This is a genomic window from Streptomyces sp. NPDC055506 (assembly GCF_053643595.1).
In genome coordinates this window covers 27,213-46,309 of sequence record NZ_JBSHKH010000018.1, presented here as the reverse complement: position 1 = coordinate 46,309, position 19,097 = coordinate 27,213, and the positions used below count along the sequence as shown (strand labels likewise).

Annotated in this window: 16 protein-coding genes; 10 read left to right on the top strand and 6 right to left on the bottom strand. The window is 72.4% G+C overall.

The genetic code is table 11. The features are described 5' to 3' along the window. The first annotated feature begins 84 nt into the window (after nucleotides 1-84). The gene (locus ACWIF2_RS09930) at nucleotides 85-1,104 is read left to right on the top strand and encodes a LacI family DNA-binding transcriptional regulator (protein WP_454359645.1); all 1,020 of its coding nucleotides are present in this window, start codon (nucleotides 85-87) and stop codon (nucleotides 1,102-1,104) included. Here the strand turns inward: ACWIF2_RS09930 and ACWIF2_RS09925 are convergent. Beyond that, on the bottom strand, nucleotides 1,101-5,066 hold the full coding sequence (locus ACWIF2_RS09925) for a glycosyl hydrolase (RefSeq protein ID WP_454359644.1): 3,966 nt from the start codon (nucleotides 5,064-5,066) through the stop codon (nucleotides 1,101-1,103). The two genes, ACWIF2_RS09930 and ACWIF2_RS09925, sit on opposite strands and share 4 nt — an antisense overlap. A gap of 209 nt (nucleotides 5,067-5,275) precedes the next feature. On the opposite strand from ACWIF2_RS09925, the gene ACWIF2_RS09920 reads away from it, so the two are divergent. The 3 genes from ACWIF2_RS09920 to ACWIF2_RS09910 all read left to right on the top strand — a co-directional run bounded on the left by ACWIF2_RS09920 (nucleotide 5,276) and on the right by ACWIF2_RS09910 (nucleotide 9,550). Next, nucleotides 5,276-6,532 carry an MFS transporter gene (locus ACWIF2_RS09920; protein WP_454359643.1) on the top strand — a complete coding sequence of 419 codons (1,257 nt, stop codon included), beginning with the start codon at nucleotides 5,276-5,278 and terminating at the stop codon, nucleotides 6,530-6,532. A 31-nt stretch (nucleotides 6,533-6,563) separates the two neighbouring features. Beyond that, the gene (locus ACWIF2_RS09915) at nucleotides 6,564-8,045 is read left to right on the top strand and encodes an arabinose isomerase (RefSeq protein WP_454359642.1); all 1,482 of its coding nucleotides are present in this window, start codon (nucleotides 6,564-6,566) and stop codon (nucleotides 8,043-8,045) included. 245 nt (nucleotides 8,046-8,290) lie between these two features. Next, complete coding sequence (locus ACWIF2_RS09910; protein ID WP_454359641.1) at nucleotides 8,291-9,550, top strand: cation:proton antiporter; 1,260 nt, start codon at nucleotides 8,291-8,293, stop codon at nucleotides 9,548-9,550. 25 nt (nucleotides 9,551-9,575) lie between these two features. On the opposite strand, the gene ACWIF2_RS09905 is transcribed toward ACWIF2_RS09910, so the two are convergent. Beyond that, a complete protein-coding gene (locus ACWIF2_RS09905) occupies nucleotides 9,576-10,232 on the bottom strand; it encodes a response regulator (RefSeq protein WP_454359640.1) in 657 nt (218 codons plus the stop codon). Between the two features lie 2 nt (nucleotides 10,233-10,234). Next, on the bottom strand, nucleotides 10,235-11,194 hold the full coding sequence (locus tag ACWIF2_RS09900; protein ID WP_454359639.1) for a HAMP domain-containing sensor histidine kinase: 960 nt from the start codon (nucleotides 11,192-11,194) through the stop codon (nucleotides 10,235-10,237). Between the two features lie 343 nt (nucleotides 11,195-11,537). Between ACWIF2_RS09900 and ACWIF2_RS09895 the strand changes: the two genes are divergently transcribed. The 4 genes from ACWIF2_RS09895 (at nucleotide 11,538) to htpG (ending at nucleotide 15,437) form a co-directional block, all read left to right on the top strand. Further along, complete coding sequence (locus tag ACWIF2_RS09895) at nucleotides 11,538-11,825, top strand: DUF3040 domain-containing protein (protein ID WP_454359638.1); 288 nt, start codon at nucleotides 11,538-11,540, stop codon at nucleotides 11,823-11,825. 230 nt (nucleotides 11,826-12,055) lie between these two features. Next, nucleotides 12,056-12,607 carry a hypothetical protein gene (locus tag ACWIF2_RS09890; RefSeq protein WP_454359637.1) on the top strand — a complete coding sequence of 184 codons (552 nt, stop codon included), beginning with the start codon at nucleotides 12,056-12,058 and terminating at the stop codon, nucleotides 12,605-12,607. Nucleotides 12,608-12,741: 134 nt separating this feature from the next. Then, nucleotides 12,742-13,440 (top strand): class F sortase, encoded by a 699-nt coding sequence (locus ACWIF2_RS09885; RefSeq protein ID WP_454359636.1) that lies wholly within the window; start codon nucleotides 12,742-12,744, stop codon nucleotides 13,438-13,440. 86 nt (nucleotides 13,441-13,526) lie between these two features. Further along, nucleotides 13,527-15,437 (top strand): molecular chaperone HtpG, encoded by a 1,911-nt coding sequence (gene htpG, locus ACWIF2_RS09880; protein WP_454359635.1) that lies wholly within the window; start codon nucleotides 13,527-13,529, stop codon nucleotides 15,435-15,437. A gap of 24 nt (nucleotides 15,438-15,461) precedes the next feature. Here the strand turns inward: htpG and ACWIF2_RS09875 are convergent, their stop codons facing one another. The 3 genes from ACWIF2_RS09875 to ACWIF2_RS09865 form a co-directional block, all read right to left on the bottom strand. Further along, nucleotides 15,462-15,716 carry a twin-arginine translocase TatA/TatE family subunit gene (locus tag ACWIF2_RS09875; protein WP_454359634.1) on the bottom strand — a complete coding sequence of 85 codons (255 nt, stop codon included), beginning with the start codon at nucleotides 15,714-15,716 and terminating at the stop codon, nucleotides 15,462-15,464. Then, complete coding sequence (locus ACWIF2_RS09870; RefSeq protein WP_454359633.1) at nucleotides 15,704-16,369, bottom strand: hypothetical protein; 666 nt, start codon at nucleotides 16,367-16,369, stop codon at nucleotides 15,704-15,706. Before ACWIF2_RS09870 ends, ACWIF2_RS09875 begins: the two co-directional genes overlap by 13 nt. Nucleotides 16,370-16,447: 78 nt before the next feature. After that, nucleotides 16,448-17,023: a TerD family protein gene (locus ACWIF2_RS09865; RefSeq protein WP_189730482.1), complete on the bottom strand. Its 576-nt coding sequence runs from the start codon at nucleotides 17,021-17,023 to the stop codon at nucleotides 16,448-16,450. 148 nt (nucleotides 17,024-17,171) lie between these two features. Here ACWIF2_RS09865 and ACWIF2_RS09860 point away from each other — a divergent pair, with 148 nt between their 5' ends. Next, nucleotides 17,172-17,558 carry a BlaI/MecI/CopY family transcriptional regulator gene (locus ACWIF2_RS09860; protein ID WP_454359632.1) on the top strand — a complete coding sequence of 129 codons (387 nt, stop codon included), beginning with the start codon at nucleotides 17,172-17,174 and terminating at the stop codon, nucleotides 17,556-17,558. A gap of 6 nt (nucleotides 17,559-17,564) precedes the next feature. Continuing rightward, nucleotides 17,565-18,527 (top strand): M56 family metallopeptidase, encoded by a 963-nt coding sequence (locus ACWIF2_RS09855; protein ID WP_454359631.1) that lies wholly within the window; start codon nucleotides 17,565-17,567, stop codon nucleotides 18,525-18,527. Nucleotides 18,528-19,097 lie beyond the last annotated feature (570 nt).

Below are 19,097 nucleotides of genomic sequence, written 5' to 3'. Positions count from 1 at the left end.
ACGTTCCACGCCCGGTCACGTTATACTTGCGGCGCTCAAGGAGGCCGCCGTCGTGCCTGGTCGCACGGCCGCAACAGCGAGGGGGTGGACGCCATTCCGGCACGCCCCGCCCGCATCCAGGACGTCGCGGCCGCCGCCGGCGTCTCGGTGTCCACGGTGTCGAACGTGCTCAACCGGCCCGAGCGGGTCACCGCACGGACCGCCGAGCGCGTCCGCGTCGCGGTCGCCGAACTCGACTACGTCCCCCACCCCGGAGCGGCGGGCCTGCGCACCGGCCACTCCTCCGCCATCGGGCTCGTGCTGCCCGACGTGACCAACTCCTTCTACGCGCGCATCGCACGCGGCGCGGCCGACGCGGCCTACGACCACGGCTACTCCCTCGTCCTCTGCCACAGCGGCGACGCCCCGGAGCGGGAACAGGGCTACTTCAGCATGCTCGTCGAGCAGCGGGCCGTCGGAGTGGTCGTCGTGCCGCTCAGCGCCGACCCGGGGCGTCTGGCCCGGCTGCGCGAGCGGGGCATCCCGCTGGTCCTGGCCGACCGTGCGATGCCCGACCGGGAGGGCTGCTCGGCGTCCGTCGACGACATCGCGGGCGGCCGTATCGCCGTACAGCACCTCCTCGACAGCGGGGCGCGCGACATCCTCGTCGTCAACGGCGAACGCGGCATACGCCAGTGCGCCGACCGCTACCAGGGCGCCCGGCAGGCCGTCCGCAGCCGGCGCGAGGCACGGCTGGACCAGGTCGTCGCCGAGCGGATGACCGTCGTCTACGGCACGCAGATCGCGCGCGAACTGGAGGATCTGCCCGACGGGGTCTTCTGCACCAACGACTTCCTCGCGGCCGGCCTGTGCCGGGGCCTGACCGAGCGGGGCGTGCGCGTCCCCGAGGACGTGCAGGTGGTCGGCTACGGCGACCTCGACGTCGCGAGCTTCGGGGCGACGACCCTGACGACGGTCCGGCAGCCGGTCGAGGACCTCGGCCGGGCGGCCGTGGAGATGCTGCTCGACGAGATCGAGGCCCGCGCGGACCACCTCCACGAGACCCGCGTCTTCGCCCCCGGCCTCGTCCTGCGCGACTCCACCCGGCCGCTCACCAGCGATTAGACCTCGGAGGGCACCCGCAGCGTCACCGGACCCAGCAGCCCCGACGACAACTGGGAGTCGAACGCCCAGGCGGTGGGCGTGGCCTCCGCGAGGTAGGGCGCCAGCGTGCCCCGGACCGTCACCTCCACCCGGACGGTACGCCCCGCGGCACCGCGCAACGGGAAACGGTACGGCGCGCAGAACGCCTCACCGGCGAACTCCCCGTCGACCGACACCTCCACACTGCCCCGGACCCGTCCGAGATCCAGCACGGGATCGGGCCCCGGCGGCACCTGAAGCGCACGCGCGTACATGACGCCGCCGCTCCAACTGCCCAGCCCCAGCTCACGCCAGTCGCCGAGCGGCAGCGGCGCCGGTACGGTCCGCACGCGCACCGGCCCCCGCCAGGCCGAGCCGCCCCGCAGCACCGCCGTCGGCTCGGTGACCACCTCGACCGGCGTGGGCACCGGAAGTGGCTGACGCAGTGTCAGCCGAGGTCCGTCCAGGGGCGACTCGGGACCCTCCCCGACGCGCACGCTCGCCGGAAGCGCCAGCGGCAGATCGAGCGACACCGTGCCCGCCGGCACGGTGAACCGGAAGCGCTGCGGGGCCGCGTGGACGTCGTCCGTGGACCGTGACGGCCATACCGTGCCGGCGAGCACCGGCCGGCCGGTGAGCCACCCGGTGTCCGGCAGCGGATGCGGCCGTACCGCCGCGTGGCAGTGCCGCAACTCGCCCCGCCTGCGCTCGTCCTCGACGGTCCGCCCCCGCCACCCGCCCGTCCGGGCCTCCCAGCCGGAACCGCTGACCAGGGCCGTCACCTCGGCCCCGGACCGGACCACCAGGTCGACGAACACCGCGTCCCGGGCGTCGGCAGTGTCGGACACGACCTCCAGGGTGTGCTCGCCCGCCCCGAGCGCCGGTTCGTGGCGGAAGAACTGCGGCACGGCGCCCCAGTCGGCCTCGTAGTACTCCACCTTCTCCTGCCGCGCCACGACGGCCCCGTCGAGCAGCACGGTGACCGCCGAGGCGGCACCCACCACGAGCACCGCCCGCGCGCCCTCGCCCGGGACCCGCAGCCGCGCCCGGTACGTCACCCCGCCGTCCGGCAGCACACCCTCCGGCGGGCGCATGAACCGCGGACGCGGCCCGAGCCCGCCCGGCGCGGAGAGGCAGAAGAAGCTGCCCAGCGGTGTGCCGTCCTCCGCCGAGATCGTCGACGGCCGGCTCTGGGCGTCGGACAGTTCGTACTCGAGCACGTTCCGGGCACGGGCCACCGTGATCCGGGCGGATGCCAGGTACCCGTCGCCTTCAGGGTCCAGCAGCTCGCCGTTCCACCACACCCGCTTGCGGGCCTCCGCGCCGACCTGCAGTGCGGCGGGCCCCCGGTGCTCGGTCTCCACGATCGTCCGGACCCGCGCGGCCGTCGCGCCGACCGGCACGGGCACGCGGACGAACTCCTCGTTCACCAGCCCCTTGAGGCCCAGCAGTCCGCCCGGGTCCGGGATGCCCCGGCTCGACGAGTACACGGCGACGTCCCAGCCCGCGTCCGGCGGTACGAGGGGCAGCTCGCCCGCCAGGACGCGCTCGGCGCCTTCCGTGTCCAGCGGCTCGGGCACCCGGCCGACGGGCATCGGGGGCAGGACGCGGACCCGGTTGCCGTACGTGGCCCGGGCCCGCTCCCACACCCCGCCCTCGGTCCACTCCACGGTCCAGAGCTGCGGCTCGTCGACGGACGTGCCCGGGGGCAGTGCCAGATCGCCCCAGGTGTTGTCCAGGGTGGGGATCAGGCGGCCGTGCCAGCCGGCCGAGAGGTCGAGCACCCGGTCGGGCGACTCCTGTTCCGGCGGCGTCGGTGCCGGGCGGCCTTCACGCCAGACGACCAGGGCCGCGGGGGCGCCGTCCAGCGGCACCTCGATGGTCGAGACGGTGCCGTCGGCGGACTCGGAGGGGGTGACGTGCGCGGGACGGCGGGAGCCGGTCGCCGGGTTCCAGACCTCGGCCTCGGCGACCTCGGCCCGCACGGTGACGGACGACGTGCCGACGGCGAGGCTTGACGGGGCGGCGCCGGCCCGCAGCGGATGCGCGCCGATCTCCGGGAAGGCCGCCGTGACCAGCGCCACCGCCTCTTTCCCCTGCCTCCTGACGAGCAGCGGCACCTCACCGGTGGCGTACCCGGCCGGATCCGCCACCGCCACCGCACCGGCCTCCGGGTCGCGCACCCGCTCCAGCCGTGGATGGGCCAGCAGGGCAGCCACCACCGCGTCGTCACCGGACCGGCCCGAGGCCGTAGCGGGCGAACGCCCCACGACCACGACCCGCCCACCCGCGTCGAGCAGTTCGGCCAGCCGTCGTGCCGTTTCCTCCTCCAGCACGCTCGCCGAGGGCAGCAGCACCGCCCGGTACGCCAGGTCCCTGATGCGCAGGGCGCCGTCGGTGGCCTTGGCGCGCTGGACCGAGTCGTCGTCGACGACGTCGAAGGAGATCCCGTGCCGGTCCAGGCTGCCGACGTGCGGGGCGAGCCAGTTGTTCGTGCCGCACAGGTCCAGGTAGTGGCGCTGCGTCTCGTCGGCGTCGGCATGGCCGTCGCCCAGTCGGCCGTCTCCGAAGTGCTGGACCGGCGCGTCCAGCGGGAGGAGCGCCTGCATGGTCGCCGTCGGGTGAAGGACCGCCACGTCGGCCGCGTAGCTCCCCCAGGACATGATCGAGCAGATCCGGGCCACGGCCCGGGAGAACGCCGGGTACTGCTTCCAGTAGGGCTGGCGCCAGTCGGTGGACGGCGGCGCCCACTCGAACCAGCCACCCGCCGTGCCGAAGTAACTGGCGTGCGGGTTGTACAGGTTGGCGCCGCTGCGCAGGAACGGCAGCAGCCAATGGTAGGTGTCCTCCAGCGTGCCGCCCCAGCCGGAGGAGTGGAACGCCTCGATCCACACCCGCTCGTGGCCGTAGAGGTGGGCCATGGAGGAGTGCACCTTGGCGTCACCGTGGTGGTCGCTCCCGGCGGCGCTGTACCAGCGGTGGGTCCGGAAGTAGTCGGTGTAGATCTGAGTCGACTGCGCCGGGTAGCCCGCGCGGGCCGGGTGGCTCTGGTCGCTGCCGAGCAGCAGGCCGCGTTCGCGGTGCCAGTCGGCGAGCGGCCGGAACAGGGCCTCCTCGGTGAGTTCCGCGCGCACCGCGTAGTAGTCGGCGCGGATCTCTCCCTCCGGCACGGTGGCGTTCGTCCCGAACAGGGCCGGCAGGTGGTCGAGCAGGTCGTAGCCGCGCCGGGCGCGGAACTCGTCGGCGAAGCGGTGGCTCCACGCGTTCGTGCCCGGCAGTTCGTCCTGGAAGCTGCCCGCGACGACGGTGCCCAGGTACTCGGGCACGCGGCGGTCGTACTCGTGGTGGACGGTGTCCATCAACAGGCCCACGGCGTGCGGGTCGAGGTAGTCGAACGCCGTGGGGACGGTGGTGACGAGCCGCACCTCGGTTCCGTCGGCGGCTGCGACACCCACCGGGCCCGGGTCGTCCGTGGCCAGTTCGAGGCGCCTGCCCTGCCGGGTGTACGCGGCCAGCGGGGTCTCGGCATCACTGACGGCGACCCTGCCCCGGGCGACGGTGAGGTCGTGGCAGCGCAGCGCGCGGCCGGCCGCCTCGGGATGACGCCGTGTCACACCGCCCTGCACATTGGCGCCGGAGAACCCGATCTGGTCGTAGAACCACAGGCGTGTGCCCAGTTCCCCGGCGATCTCGCAGGCGTCGGTGAAGCGTGCCCACCACTCCTCGCCGAACCACGCCGGATCGTCGGCCCGGGCACCGAAGGTCGGGCCCGCCGGGGCCAGGTTGATCACGACGAGGTTGTGGACACCGCCCTGCGCGAACGCCCGCAACTGCCAGGCGAGGCGCTCACGGGTGACCTTCGCGCCCGACCACCACCACAGGGGAGTGGGGCCGAAGTCGCGGGGCGGGTCGTCGAACAGGCGCTGGAGTGCGGGGGAGAGCACGGGCACGGTCCTTCCCCTGAAACGTTTTCAGGCCACCTTCACCGTAGGGGACCTGGCACGGTGACGCCATAACCCCGCACGGTGGCGACGATGCCGACGCCATGTCACACATCGGCGCGCGACATCTTGTTGCAACGTTTTTCTCGCCCTATATTCACTGCGACCCAGGCCCCCGGAACCGCGATGTCACCAGACGACGGAGTCGCATCATGGCCGGTACCCGCCCCATCCCGAAACAGCTCTGGAAGGCCGCCGCCCTGTCGGGCATGGCCTCCTATCTCGATGCCGGGCTGATCGTCAGCATCTCCGTCAACCTGGCCATCTACCGTGACAGTTACGACATGGGCGTGTGGATGGCCGGCGCGATCAGCGCGATCGTCACCGGCTGCATCGCCGTAGGGTCCCTGGTCGGCGGACGGCTCGCCGACCTCTTCGGCCGCCGCCGCGTCTACAACTGGGACATCTTCTGCTTCGCCCTCGGCGCGATCGTCATCACGCTGGCCCCGGACGACATCACGCTGCTGATCGGCGTCCTCGTCGCGGGACTCGCGGCCGGCGCCGACCTGCCGACGTCCCTGGCCGTGGTCTCGGACGCTGCGCCCTCCTGGGCCCGGGGCAGGCTCGTCGCCTTCACCCAGGTCATGTGGATGCTGGGCATCGCCGTCGCCATCTTCCTCGGCTTCGTCCTGTCCACCACGGGCATGACCGGGGCCCGGCTCATCACCGGGCAACTGGCCGTCGCCGCGCTCGTCACCTGGGCCTTCCGCTCCCGTCTGAAGCTCTCCGACGAACCGCCAGAAACCGAACCGGAGGCAGCGCCGGAGGGGATCTCCCTGAAGAACCTGTGGAAGCGCGCCGCTCTGCTGCCGATGACCGCGACCTTCGTCTTCTACGTCACTTGGGGCCTCGGGGCCAACACCTTCGGCCAGTTCGGCACCTATCTGCTCGTCACCGTCAGCGACGCCTCGCAGAGCCTGGCCACCGGGATCAACCTCGCCTTCATCCCGATCGGGGTGCTGCTGACCATCGCCTTCGTCCGGGTCGCCGACACCCCATGGCGCGACCGGCTGTTCCACGTGGCCTGCGTCGTGCAGATCCTCGCCTTCGTCATCGCGTCCCTGACCGCGGGCGCGCTCGTCGGCATGCTCGTCTTCTTCGTCCTCTACCAGTTCTCCCACCCCTTCGCCGGAGAGGCGAACTACAAGGTGTGGTCGCAGCTCACGCTGCCGGCGGACACCCGGGGCACCACCCAGGGCCTGACCTACGCCCTGTCGCGGGGCGTCTTCGCCGTCGCCGCCTTCTTCACTCCCGCCCTCGCCGACTACAGCCCGGCCGTCCTGCTCTGGACGATCACCGCCTGTATGACGGTGGCGGCGTTCGCGGGCGTGTTCATCATCCGCGTCCTGGTACCGCGTTCCTCCGGCGCGGTGCGCGACAGAACGGACCTGCGCGTTCCCAGTCCCTGAGCCGCAGCAGACCTGACAAGGAGCTTCGACCATGGCAACGACCGCGGAGACCGGGCCGGACGGCACCCGCAAGGCCGTAGGGACCGCCGCCCTGCACGAGCTGCTCCCGCCGGTCGCCCGGCGCCGCACCCGGATCGGACTGGTCGCCGGCGGACTGGGCACCTACTGGCCGCAGTTCCCGGGTCTCCTCCCGCAGCTGAAGGAGTCGGCCGCTTATGTCGCCGAGCGGTTCCGGGGGATGGACGCGGAGGTGACCGACGCCGGATTCGTCTCCGACGCGCAGGAGGGCGCGGAGGCCGCCGAGCTGCTGCGCCGGGCCGACTGCGATCTGATCGTGCTGTTTCTGACGACGTATCTGACGTCGTCGATGGTGCTGCCGGTCGCGCGGCGCTCGCACACGCCCGTCCTGGTCATCGACCTTCAGCCGACCGAGCGGATGGACCACGCGACCTTCGACACGGGGGACTGGCTGGCCTACTGCGCCCAGTGCTCCGTCCCCGAGGTGGGCAACGTCTTCCGGCGCGCCGGAATCCCGTTCCGGTCGGTCTCGGGATGGCTGCGCCAGGAGTCCGCCTGGCGGCGCATCGAGCAGTGGATCCGGGCCGCGCACATCCGCGCCGCGCTCCGGCACGCCCGGCACGGCCTGATGGGACACGTGTACCCCGGCATGCTCGACGTGCAGACCGATCCGACGCTGCTGGCCACGACGTTCGGCTCGCACGTGGAGGTGCTGGAGTTCGACGACCTGCGGCACCGGGTGGAGCGCGTGAGAGAGGCGGAGACGAAGGAGCGCATGGCACTCGCCCGGCAGGTCTTCACCCTCGACGACAGCGTGGTGGACGAGGACTTCGCCTGGGGCGCGACCGTGTCGGTCGCACTGGACCGCCTGGTCGAGGACTTCGGGCTCGACACCCTCGCCTACTACCACCGCGGCCTCGACGGCGAACTCCACGAGCGGCTCGGCGCCGGCATGATCCTGGGCGCCTCTCTGCTCACCGCCCGGGGCGTACCTGCGGCCGGCGAGTACGAACTGCGCACCAGCGTGGCCCAGCTCGCCTCCCAGAGCGTCGGCGCCGGCGGCTCCTTCACCGAGATCCAGGCCCTCGACTTCGAGGACGGCGTCGTGGAGATGGGCCACGACGGACCCGCCCACCTCGCCGTCAGCGCCCGCGACCCCCTCTTGCGCGGACTCGGCGTCTACCACGGCAAGCGCGGCTGGGGAGTGAGCGTCGAGTTCGACGTCCGGCACGGGCCCGTCACCCTGCTCGGCCTCGGCCAGGACGCCGATGGCAGCCTGTCCTTCGTCACCTCCGAGGGCACCGTCGTCCCCGGACCGCTGCTGGCGATCGGCAACACCACCAGCCGTGTCGACTTCGGCCGTGATCCGGGCGAATGGGTGGACGACTGGAGCGCCACGGGCGTCGGCCACCACTGGTCCCTCGCGGTCGGCCATCACGCGGCCGACTTCCGGGCGGCGGCGAGCCTGCTCGGCATCGAGCACCGGGGCGTATGACGGGGAGATGGGTGTCGTCCCCGCCCGGAGATGGGTGCGGGCACCGATGGTGACGCCGCCGGTGTGCGTGTGAGGGTGGCAGCGTCGCCGAGGCTTTCGTGCCGGTTGTCATGGCCGCGGCCTCGGTATGCGCCGAGAGGCGGAAGACGCTGCCCGTTCAGAGCCCCCCTTCGAAGGAGGAGCCCCTATCCATCCCCGCAAGGTGAAACGATCCGCCTACCGCGCTCCCACGAAGGCGGTGACCCGTGGGACACGCTGACAGCCTCCTCGCCATGGGCGGTGCCTTCCTGGCCGCCGCCTTCCTCGCCCGCCTCGGCGGCAGGATCGGGCTCCCGACGATTCCGCTGTTCATGCTCGCGGGCATCCTGCTCGGCCCGCACACCCCGGGCCTGGTCATCGTCGAGGACGCACACGACTTCGAGATGCTCTCCGCGCTCGGACTGGTGCTGCTGCTGTTCTACCTGGGCCTTGAGTTCCACCTCGACGACCTCAAGAGCGGCGGCCGGCGCCTGCTGACCGCGGGCGGGATCTATCTGCTGCTCAACGTCGGCGCGGGTCTGGCCTTCGGCTTCGCCCTGGGCTGGGGTGTCCGGGAGGCGCTGGTGCTCGCCGGTGTCCTCGGGATCTCCTCGTCCGCCATCGTCACCAAGATCCTCATCGACCTGGGCCGCATCGGCCGCCCGGAGACCCGTCTCATCCTGGGCGTCATCGTGGTCGAGGACATCTTCCTCGCGCTGTACCTCGCCGCGCTCCAGCCGGTCATCAGCGGCGCCCAGGGCGTCGGGGACATGGTCCTCCAGGGTGGCAAGGCCTTCGGCTTCCTGCTGGTCCTGGCCGCCGCGGCCCGCTACGGCACGAAGCTCGCCGGGCGCCTGATCGCGACCCGTGACAGCGAACTGCTCGTCATCACCTTCCTCGGCGCGGCCGTCCTCGTGGCGGGGGTCGCCGAGGTCCTCGGAGTCGCCGACGCCATCGGCGCGTTCATGGTCGGACTGATCCTGGCCGGCACCTCCTCCGGCCCGCGCATCCGGGAACTGGTGCATCCGCTGCGCGACGCCTTCGCGGCGATCTTCTTCTTCGCCTTCGGTCTCTCCATCGACCCCGGCGACATCCTGTCCGTCGTCGGCCCGGTCGCCGCGGCCGCCGCGCTGACCGTCGTCATGAACATCATCGCCGGACTCCTCGTCGCCCGCGTGTACGGCTACGGCGCCGAGCCCGCCGCCGAGATCGCCACCACGCTCGTCGCCCGCGGGGAGTTCGCGCTGATCCTGGCCGCCATGGCCGCCAGCGCCGGACTCGACGAACGCCTCGCCCCGTTCATCGCCGGATACGTCCTCGTCCTCGCGGTCCTCGGCCCCATCGCCGCCGGCCGCTCCGCCCTGCTCGCCCGCGCGCTCCGGTCCGCCCAGGACCTCCTGCCGGGCCGCACGGCACCGACGTACGACATCGAGCCCCAAGCGGACCCCGTACCGTCCGCTCCCCAGCCAGCCGAGGCCGAGCGCTAGCCCGTCTCGGCCTCGGGGCCGGGCCTCAGGGCTCGATCAGCCCGACACGGATGGCATAGCGCGTCAGCTCCAGACGGTCCTTCAGGCCGAGCTTCTGGAGCAGGTTGGCGCGGTGACGCTCCACCGTCTTGGGGCTGATGACCAGGAGCTCGGCGATCTGCTGCGAGGTGTGGCCCTCGGCGACGAGCTTGAGGATCTCCTCCTCACGGTCGGTGATGGCCCGGGAGGGCGGTGTGCCGCCCTCCCGGGCGCGGTCGAGGTAGTCGCGGACGAGCGCGTCGACGGCACCGGGATACAGGAAGGGCTCGCCCCGCATGGTGGCCCGGCACGCCTCGACCAGATCGCGGTCCGCGACGGACTTCAGCACATAGCCCGAGGCACCGGCACCGAGCGCCTCGAAGAAGAACTGCTCGTTGTCGTACATGGTCAGGATGAGGATCCGCGTCTCGGGACAGGTCCGGGACAGCTCCCGGGCGGCCTGGAGCCCCGTCAGCCGGGGCATGGCGATGTCGAGGACGGCCAGATCGGGCCGGTGCTCGCGGGCCCGGGCGACGGCCTCGGCACCGTCGTCCGCCTCGGCGACCACGGTGAGATCGGGCTCGGCGTCCAGGATCAGCCGGACACCCCGCCGCACCAGGGCGTGGTCGTCGGCGAGCAGGATGCGTGTGGGGGAGTCGGTCATGGTCAGCCGTTCCGGTCGGGGGCGCGTACGGGCACGGGGACGGTCAGGCGTACTTCGGTGCCCTTCTCCGGGCCGGGGCCCAGGCTGAGGTCGGCGCCGACGAGCAGGGCACGTTCCCGCATGCCGCGAATGCCCGCCCCCTCCGGCGCGTCGCCGGTGCCCCGTCCGTCGTCACGGACGCACAGCCGCACGCCCGTGGCGGTCCGCCGCAGGGCGAGCTCTGCGTGCCGGGCGTGCGCGTGCCGGACGACATTGGTGAGCCCCTCCTGCGCCACCCGGTAGAGGACGAGCTCGGCCTCCGGGCCCAGCGGCGGCAGATCCGCGTCCAGACGGTGCCGTACGGACAGACACGGCCCGCCGAAGTCGGTGGCGAGGGACTTCAGCGCACTCGCCAGACCGAGTTCGTCCAGCACACCGGGGCGCAGCCGGCGGGCGATACGACGGATCTCGTCCAGACCGGCCCGGGTGGTCTCCTGCACCTGACGCAGCTCCTCCAGCAGGCCGGGCGGGGCATGACCGGCCACCCGCTCGAGTTCGAGCAGAACGGCCGTGAGGGTCTGCCCCACCTCGTCGTGCAGTTCCTGGGCGATACGGCGCCGCTCGGCCTCCTGGGCGGACAGGACCCGGGCGCTGCTCGTGGCCCGCTCGTCCTCCAGCCGGTCGAGCATCGTGTTGAAGGTCGTGATCAGCTCGGCGACCTCCGCCTGCCCGCCGACCGCGGGACGCCGCCCCGGACGCAGCAGGTCGGTCGTCGTCATGGCGCGCGTCAGACGCTGGAGCGGGGCGAGCCCGACCCGCAGCAGCAGCGCGTTGGCGACGAGCATCGCGGCCAGCCCCACCGTCAGCACCGCGGCCTCGGTCAGCAGCACCGGCGTGGAGACGGTCACGGGCCCCAGCAGCAACGCGGTCGCCGTGATCAGCACCAGGGCGTTCAGCAGGAAGATCCGCCAGAACAAGGGCACCGCGTACCGCCTCCACCGACCTGTCCGCCTCCGTCATCCCTCCAGCGTGTGCGCTGCCCCGCCCCGCCGCCATCCGTGCCACCACCCATCCTCGGGGCGAACACCGGCCTCCCGGCACGGCGTTCGTACAGTGCGGGCACCGGGAAGGATGAGGGTGGGGCCTGATGGCGGAAGCCGCTGGAGGGGGGAGAAGCTGAAGCCCTGGTGAGACCGGCCGCGCCGCGCAGTCGGCGGGCTGTCTCCCTCCGTACCGCCACGTGCCCCGACACCCCAGGACCTGCCATGGCCTCGGCCGTGCTGTGCCCTGCCTCGAAGCGCTGTCGGGTTCCGGGAAGGAGAAGCCGTGCCCCAGTCCGGAGACGAACGTCTCGTCGACCTCGAAGCGCGACTCGAGCGGGAGGACCCCAGATTCGCCCGGGCCCTGCGATCCGGCCGCCCGGCCCGGCCCCGGGAGTACCGGCGTACCGGAGCCTGGTGGGGACTGGCGCTCGGCGTGGCCGCCCTGGGCTCCGGCATCGCCCTGGCCCAGGGGCTGCTCATCGCGGCAGGCCTGGTCATGGTCGGCATGTCGGCCCAGCTGGTCGACCCGGACCCGAGTCGCCTCGGGCGTCAGAGCTCCTGGAGGCGATAGCGCCACGGTGAGCGGTGTGGCCGCCGTGCCGGGCGTGCGACGGCGGCCGGGCCCATCCGGAAGAGACGGACCACGGCCATGAGAATGCCGCCGTCAGAGTGCGGTCGTAACCCGTGTGAACGTCCTGGATGGTGGGACGGCCCGGCATGACTGACGGTGGTTCACGTCGAGGCCGGGTCTCCTGAGCTGGCGTGGCGTCAGCTGCCCGGCCCGCGACGGAAGGACTACCGATGCGCTCTGCCCGCATTCTGCTCGCGACGGCGACCGCCACGGCGGCCCTCGCGATCGCCGCACCCACCGCCTGTGCCGAGGCCATGGGTGACCGGGACCACGACACCACTTCTAGCAGCAAGGAGCACCACAGAGACGGCAAGGACCACAAGCCGCGCGGCGGGGTACACACGGGTGGCGGAGCGCTGGCCGCCGTGAACGCCGACGACGACTGGGACAACCCCAAGCACGACCCGGACACCTTCAAGGACGGCGAGCGCGGCGAGGACCCCTGGGGCGACAAGCACGACGACCCCTACGGGGACAAGCGCGACAAGGACTGGGACGACAAGCACGACGAGAACGGCAGGCACGACGACCACGACAAGCACGACGAGAACGGCCGGCACGACGAGCACGGCAAGCACGACAAGCCGCGCGGCGGTGTCCACACCGGTGGTGGCGCACTGGCCGGGCCGGCTGTCACCGCCGGCGGTCTCGCCGTGCTCGCGGTGGCCGGCACCGGCGTGTACGCGCTGCGACGCCAGAGGGGCTCGCGGGGCACGGCATGACCGATGCCTGACCACATAGCCGCCGTGGCCGCCGCACGTGCCCCTCGCGTCGCGGCGGCCCGGCTCGTCGTCCACGCGTGTCGTGCCCGCTGCCCTGCCCGATGCGCTGCCGTGCCCGAATGAGGTGGTCCCCGATGGCAGCCAGCCCCCCTATCCCTGTCGGCCCAGGCCCCGAGCCGCAGAAGTCGAAGCGGCGATTCCGCACCGCCGTGACGGCCTTCTGGGCGGTGGCCGCCCTGGTCCTGACCCTGTGCCTGGTCGGTGGCGGCGACGAGTCGTCCGACACCGCGGGCCCGCACGCCCCGCCGGCCGAGTCGGCGGCCGCGCCGTCCACGTCCGCGGGACCCTACCGGTCCGGATCGTCCAAGGCCCGCCCGCATCTGCCCCGGTCCCGGCCGGTCCGCCTCCTCATCCCCAAGATCGCGGTCGACGCTCCCTTCACCGGCCTCGCCCTCGACCGTTCGGGCCGGCTCGCACCCCCGCCGCCCGACGAGACCAACCTCGTCGGCTGGTACGCCAAGGGCCACTCGCCCGGAGAGACCGGCACCTCGATCATCGCCGGGCACGTGGACACCGCGACGTCCCTGGCCGTGTTCGCCCGGCTGGGGGAGCTGCGGAAGGGCGACCGGTTCCATGTGGTGCGAGCCGACGGCCGCCGGGCGACCTTCGCGGTCGACGGAACGGAGTCCTTCGAGAAGGACGGCTTCCCCAGCGAGCGCGTCTACGGCGACACGGCCGACGCCCAGGTCCGGCTCATCACCTGCGCGGGTACCTACGACCGAAAGGCCCGGGACTACACCGAGAACCTGGTGGTGTTCGCCCATCTCGTCTGACTTCCGGGTCTGCGGCCTGACTTGGTGTTTTACAGTTGCTGCCACGATTTCAGGCGACTGTGGGACCTGTGAGGTATACGCGAACCATGACGACCGAAACGTTTGAGTTCCAGGTAGAGGCCCGTCAGCTGCTCCAGCTGATGATCCACTCGGTCTACTCGAACAAGGATGTCTTCCTTCGGGAGCTCGTCTCCAACGCTTCGGACGCGCTCGACAAGCTGCGTCTGGAGAAGCTGCGGGACGACTCGCTCGACGCCGACGTGTCGGATCTGCACATCCGGATCGACGTCGACAAGGAGGCCCGTACCCTCACGGTGCGGGACAACGGCATCGGGATGTCGTACGACGAGGTCGGGCAGCTCATCGGCACCATCGCCAACTCGGGCACCGCCACGTTCCTGCGGGATCTGAAGGAGGCCAAGGACGCGGCCGGGGCCGAGGGGCTCATCGGCCAGTTCGGGGTCGGCTTCTACTCCGGCTTCATGGCGGCGGACGAGGTGACACTGGTGACCCGGCGCGCCGGCGAGAGCCAGGGGACCCGCTGGACGTCGCGCGGTGAGGCCACGTACACGCTGGAGAAGGTCGACGACGCGCCGCAGGGCACCTCCGTCACGCTCCACCTCAAGCCCGCCGACCCCGAGAACCAGCTCCACGACTACACCTCGCCGTGGCAGATCAAGGACATCGTCAAGCGGTACTCGGACTTCATCACCTGGCCGATCCGGATGGCCCCGGAGGCCGCTTCCTCCGACGACGACGGCGACAGCGCGCCCGAGCCCGAGACGCTGAACTCCATGAAGGCCCTGTGGGCGCGCTCGCGCGACGAGGTCTCCGACGACGAGTACCACGAGCTGTACAAGCACATCAGCCACGACTGGCGCGAGCCGCTGGAGACGATCCGGCTGCAGGCGGAGGGCACCTTCGAGTACCAGGCCCTGCTCTTCGTCCCCGCGCACGCCCCGCACGACCTGTTCACGCGGGACTTCAAGCGCGGCATCCAGCTCTATGTGAAGCGCGTCTTCATCATGGACGACTGCGAGGAGCTGCTGCCGCCGTACCTGCGCTTCGTCAAGGGCGTCGTCGACGCGGCGGACCTCTCGCTCAACGTCTCCCGCGAGATTCTCCAGCAGGACCGGCACATCCGGATGATGCAGCGCCGGCTGACCAAGAAGGTCCTGTCCACGGTCAAGGAGTTCATGACCAAGGACGCCGACCGCTACGCCACCTTCTGGCGTGAGTTCGGCACCGTCCTCAAGGAGGGCCTGGTCACCGACTCCGAGAACCGGGACGCCATCCTCGCCGTCTCCTCGTTCGCGACCACGCACGCCGACGACGAGCCGACCACGCTGGCGCAGTACGCGGAGCGGATGAAGGACGGCCAGGAGGACATCTACTACCTCACCGGCGAGTCCCGGCAGAGCATCGAGAACTCCCCGCACATGGAGGCGTTCCGCGACAAGGGCATCGAGGTCCTGCTGCTCACCGACGCCGTCGACGAGGTGTGGGTGGACGCCGTGGGCGAGTACGAGGGCAAGCGGCTGCGGTCCGTCGCCAAGGGCGAGATCGACCTGGACGCCCAGGGGGACGAGAAGGCCGACGAGGAGCGGGAGAAGCAGGCCGAGGACCACGCCGGGCTGCTCGGCTGGATGCGGGAGCAGCTGGGCGAGGACATCAAGGAGGTGCGCCTGTCGGCGCGGCTCACCGTCTCTCCCGCCTGTGTCGTCTCGGACGCGCACGATCTGACCCCGGCCCTGGAGAACATGTACCGGGCGATGGGCCAGGAGGTGCCGCGCGCCCAGCGGATCCTCGAGCTCAACCCCGGTCATCCGCTGGTGAAGGGCCTGAACCAGGCGTACAAGGAGCGCGAGGACCGCTCGGGCCTCGTCGAGTCCGCCGAGCTGCTGCACACGCTGGCGGTGCTCGCCGAGGGCGGCCAGCCCAAGGACCCCGCCCGTTTCGTCAAGCTGGTGGCGGACCGCCTGGAGCGCACGCTGTAGCCCCGGGACGGATCAGGGGACGGATCAGGGATGGTCCGGGGCGCCCGCCGCTCGCGCCCCGGGCGGAGTCGCGCCGGTGCCGCCCGGCGGGACGACCTCGCCCTGGACCACCCGCGGCGCGGTGCCCGGCCCGGCCTCCTGGTCCTTCGCGGCGCGTGCCTCGGCCTTGAGGATGCGGGCCGACTTGCCGGCCGAGCGGGCGAGTTCGGGGAGCTTCTTCGCTCCGATCACGGCTATGACGACGAGGAGGATGATCGCGATCTCGCTCAGTCCGAACATGGTGTCCTGTCCTTTCCCGCCCGGGCCGGGCACGGCGCGAGCGTATCGGGCGGGGAGGCCGGCGTCATCGCCGCCTCGGGTCGCGGGGCCAGCTGCCCGCGCAGGTGGGGCAGCAGGCCGAGGTCGAGCAGCGCCTGCCGCCAGGCCAGCCGGGCGTGCTCCACACGGCCGGCCGTAGCTGCTCCGCGTCGTCCCAGGGCCGTGCGCAGCAGCGCGGCCAGGGCGAGGAGGCCGGTCACGGCCGCCACGAACGCCAGGGTCCAGCCGGCCGCCAGGAGCGATCTGGGCAACGGACCCGGGGCGTCGGCCACTTGGAGCAGTCCGCCGAGCAGGAGCAGGACCCCGGCGGACGTGGCCGCCACGAGGGGCGTGAGCACCGCGAGGGCGGGCAGCAGACTGCCGGCGCCCCGCCCTTCGGAGGACGCCTCGTGCCGGGCCGCCCTCCGTGCGGCGAGATAGGCGCGGTACGGCTCGCCGGCCGCCGCCGCGAGGTCGTCGGCGTGGGCCAGTGCGTGGGCGCGCAGGCGCGCGGCCGCCCGGCCGGTCGGGTCGGCACCGAGGGCACCGCGGATGTCCGCGGTGGTCAGCGCCAGGTGCAGTACCGCTTCGAAGTCCGCGCGGTCCTCGGGGCGGAGGCGGGACGATTCGGCCACGTGGTCTCCCGGTCGGTTGCTGAGGAGGCCGCCGGGCCTGCCGTGCGTCGGCGGGCCCGGCGGTGCGGTCGGTCCGTGTCAGACGCTGACGCCGAAGTCGGAGGCGATACCGGCCAGTCCGGAGGCGTACCCCTGGCCGACGGCACGGAACTTCCATTCCTCGCCGTGCCGGTAGAGCTCGCCGAACACCATCGCCGTCTCGGTGGAGGCGTCCTCGGACAGGTCGTAGCGGGCGATCTCCTGGCCGCCGGCCTGGTTGACGACCCGGATGAACGCGTTGCGGACCTGTCCGAAGCTCTGGCCGCGGTTCTCGGCGTCGTGGATGGAGACCGGGAACACGATCTTGTCGATCTCGGCGGGCACGGCGGCGAGGTTCACCTTGACGGTCTCGTCGTCGCCCTCGCCCTCGCCGGTGAGGTTGTCGCCGGTGTGCTCGACCGAGCCGTCCGGGCTCTTCAGGTTGTTGTAGAAGACGAAGTGCTGGTCGGAGGGGACCTTGCCGGAGGCATCGAGGAGCAGGGCGGAGGCGTCCAGATCGTAGTCCGTGCCGGTGGTCGTGCGGACGTCCCAGCCCAGGCCGACCAGGACGGCCGTGAGACCAGGGGCCTCCTTGCTGAGCGAGACGTTGCCGCCCTTGGACAGGGAAACTCCCACGGGGTACTCCTTCTTGACGTGTGCGTTCCGGGTCCGGGAAGCGAACCTGACTAAAATCTACAACACTGTAGAAGAGGAGGGGTGTGCTCCCGCGCATCTATACGATGTGCCCACGGGCAACGCAGGGCGGTGGAAGGGAGGCAGGGCGGTGACGGATCCCCGGCAGCGTCCCCGGCGGGGGCAGGGCGAGCTGGAGGCGCTGGTGCTGGAGGCGCTGCGGGAAGCGGACGGTGCGGCGACGGCCGGCTGGGTGCAGGAACGCCTCGGCGGTGACCTCGCGTACACGACGGTGATCACGATCCTGACCCGGCTGCTGGGCAAGAGCGCGGTCACCCGGGAGCGGGTCGGCCGGTCCTTCGTCTGGACGCCCGCCTCGGACCAGGCGGGCCTGGCCGCGCGGAAGATGCGCAAGGTGCTGGATGCCGAGAGCGACCGCGAGGCCGTGCTGGCCAGTTTCCTCACCGGCCTCGGTCCGGACGACGAACGGCTGCTGCGCGACCTGCTGGATCAGGCCCATGGCGAGGGGGAAGACTGAAGCCTCATGGGGGTCTTCGTCTTTATGCCACTGGTGCTGCCGCTCACGGCATGGCCGGTCGCGCGCCTGGCCGAACAGCATCTGCATCCGCGCACCGCGACCCGGCTGCTGACCGCGATGGCGGCGGTGCTGGCGCTGTGCAGCACCGTGTGCCTGGGCCTGGTGATGGTGGTCGGCACCGCCCAGCTCCCCGGCAACCCGCTGCCCGACGGCTGGTCGGACCCCGAGGTGCGGGCGGCGGTGCCGTACGACGAGGTCGTCGGCAAGGCCGCGATTCCCGCGCTGTGCGCGGTGGTCGTCGCCTGCGGCCGGACCCTGTGGCGGCATGCCCGGGTACGCCGCCGTGCCCACCGCGCCCTTGCCGGGCTGCCGAACACGGAGGTGGCCGTACTGCCGGACGCCGCGCCGTATGCGTACGCGCTGCCCGGAGGCCGGAGCGGTGGTGCTCCTGCCCGTGGCCCGCGCGCGGGGCGAGTCGTGGTGACCACCGGGTTGCTGGACCAACTGCGGTCGGCCGAGCGTCGGGCCCTGTTCGCCCATGAGCGGGCCCACCTCGCCGCCCGGCACGACCGGTTCCTGCTCGCCGTGCAGCTCGCCGCCCGGGCCAACCCCTTCCTGCGGCCGCTGCGAACGGCCGTGGCCTATACGGCCGAGCGGTGGGCCGACGAGGAGGCGGCCCGGGCGATCGGCAGCCGCCGCACGGTGGCACGCGCGATCGGCACGGCCGCGCTCGTCTCCCGGGGCACCCCGGCCCCCACACTCGCCGGTCTGGCCGCCCCCGGCCCGGTCCCCCGCCGGGTGGCGGCCCTGCTCGGCCCCGCCCCCGCCGTCCGCACCTGGCCCTCGGTGTTCACCTCGGTCGGACTCGCGGCCTGGGGCGCGGCCGCGGGAACGGCCGTATCGGCGATGTCCTCCGCGAACTCGGCCGTCACGATGGTCCTCATCCTGCACGCGGCGACGCCTTTGTGAGACCCGCGGCTGCGGGCCGATCACGCCCCGGACCGGCAGCTCGGGGCCCCGCGCCCCGGGCTGCTGCCCCAGGGCCAGAGCCCCGGGGCAGCGTCCTGGACCCGTCTCGGGGCGGGCGCCGGTTCGGCTGGCCTGCCGCCGGGCCCCGCCTGGGGATGCAGCGGCCCGGGGCGCCGCTTCCCTGTGTGGGTACCGGCCGCCCCGCCTCAGCCGGGCGTCACCGGCCCCGGGCGGGCGTCCTGGACCAGTGTCCGGGGATAGCGCCCCAGGCCAGGACCCTGACCAGTGCCCGGGGCGGGCGCCGGCCGGGGAGGTCTGCCGCTGGGCCTTCGCTTCGGGGTGTAGCGGCTCGGGTGCCGTGGTCTTCGTGGGCGCTGGCTCGGCCTTATCGGCCTCGGCGGGCGTCCTGGGCTAGTGCCCGGGGTGGGCGTCGGCCTGGGTGGTTTGCGGTTGGGCTGTCGTCTCGGGGTGTAGCGGCTCGGGTGCCGTGGTCTTCGTGGGCGCTGGCTCGGCCTTATCGGCCTCGGCGGGCGTCCTGGGCTAGTGCCCGGGGTGGGCGTCGGCCTGGGT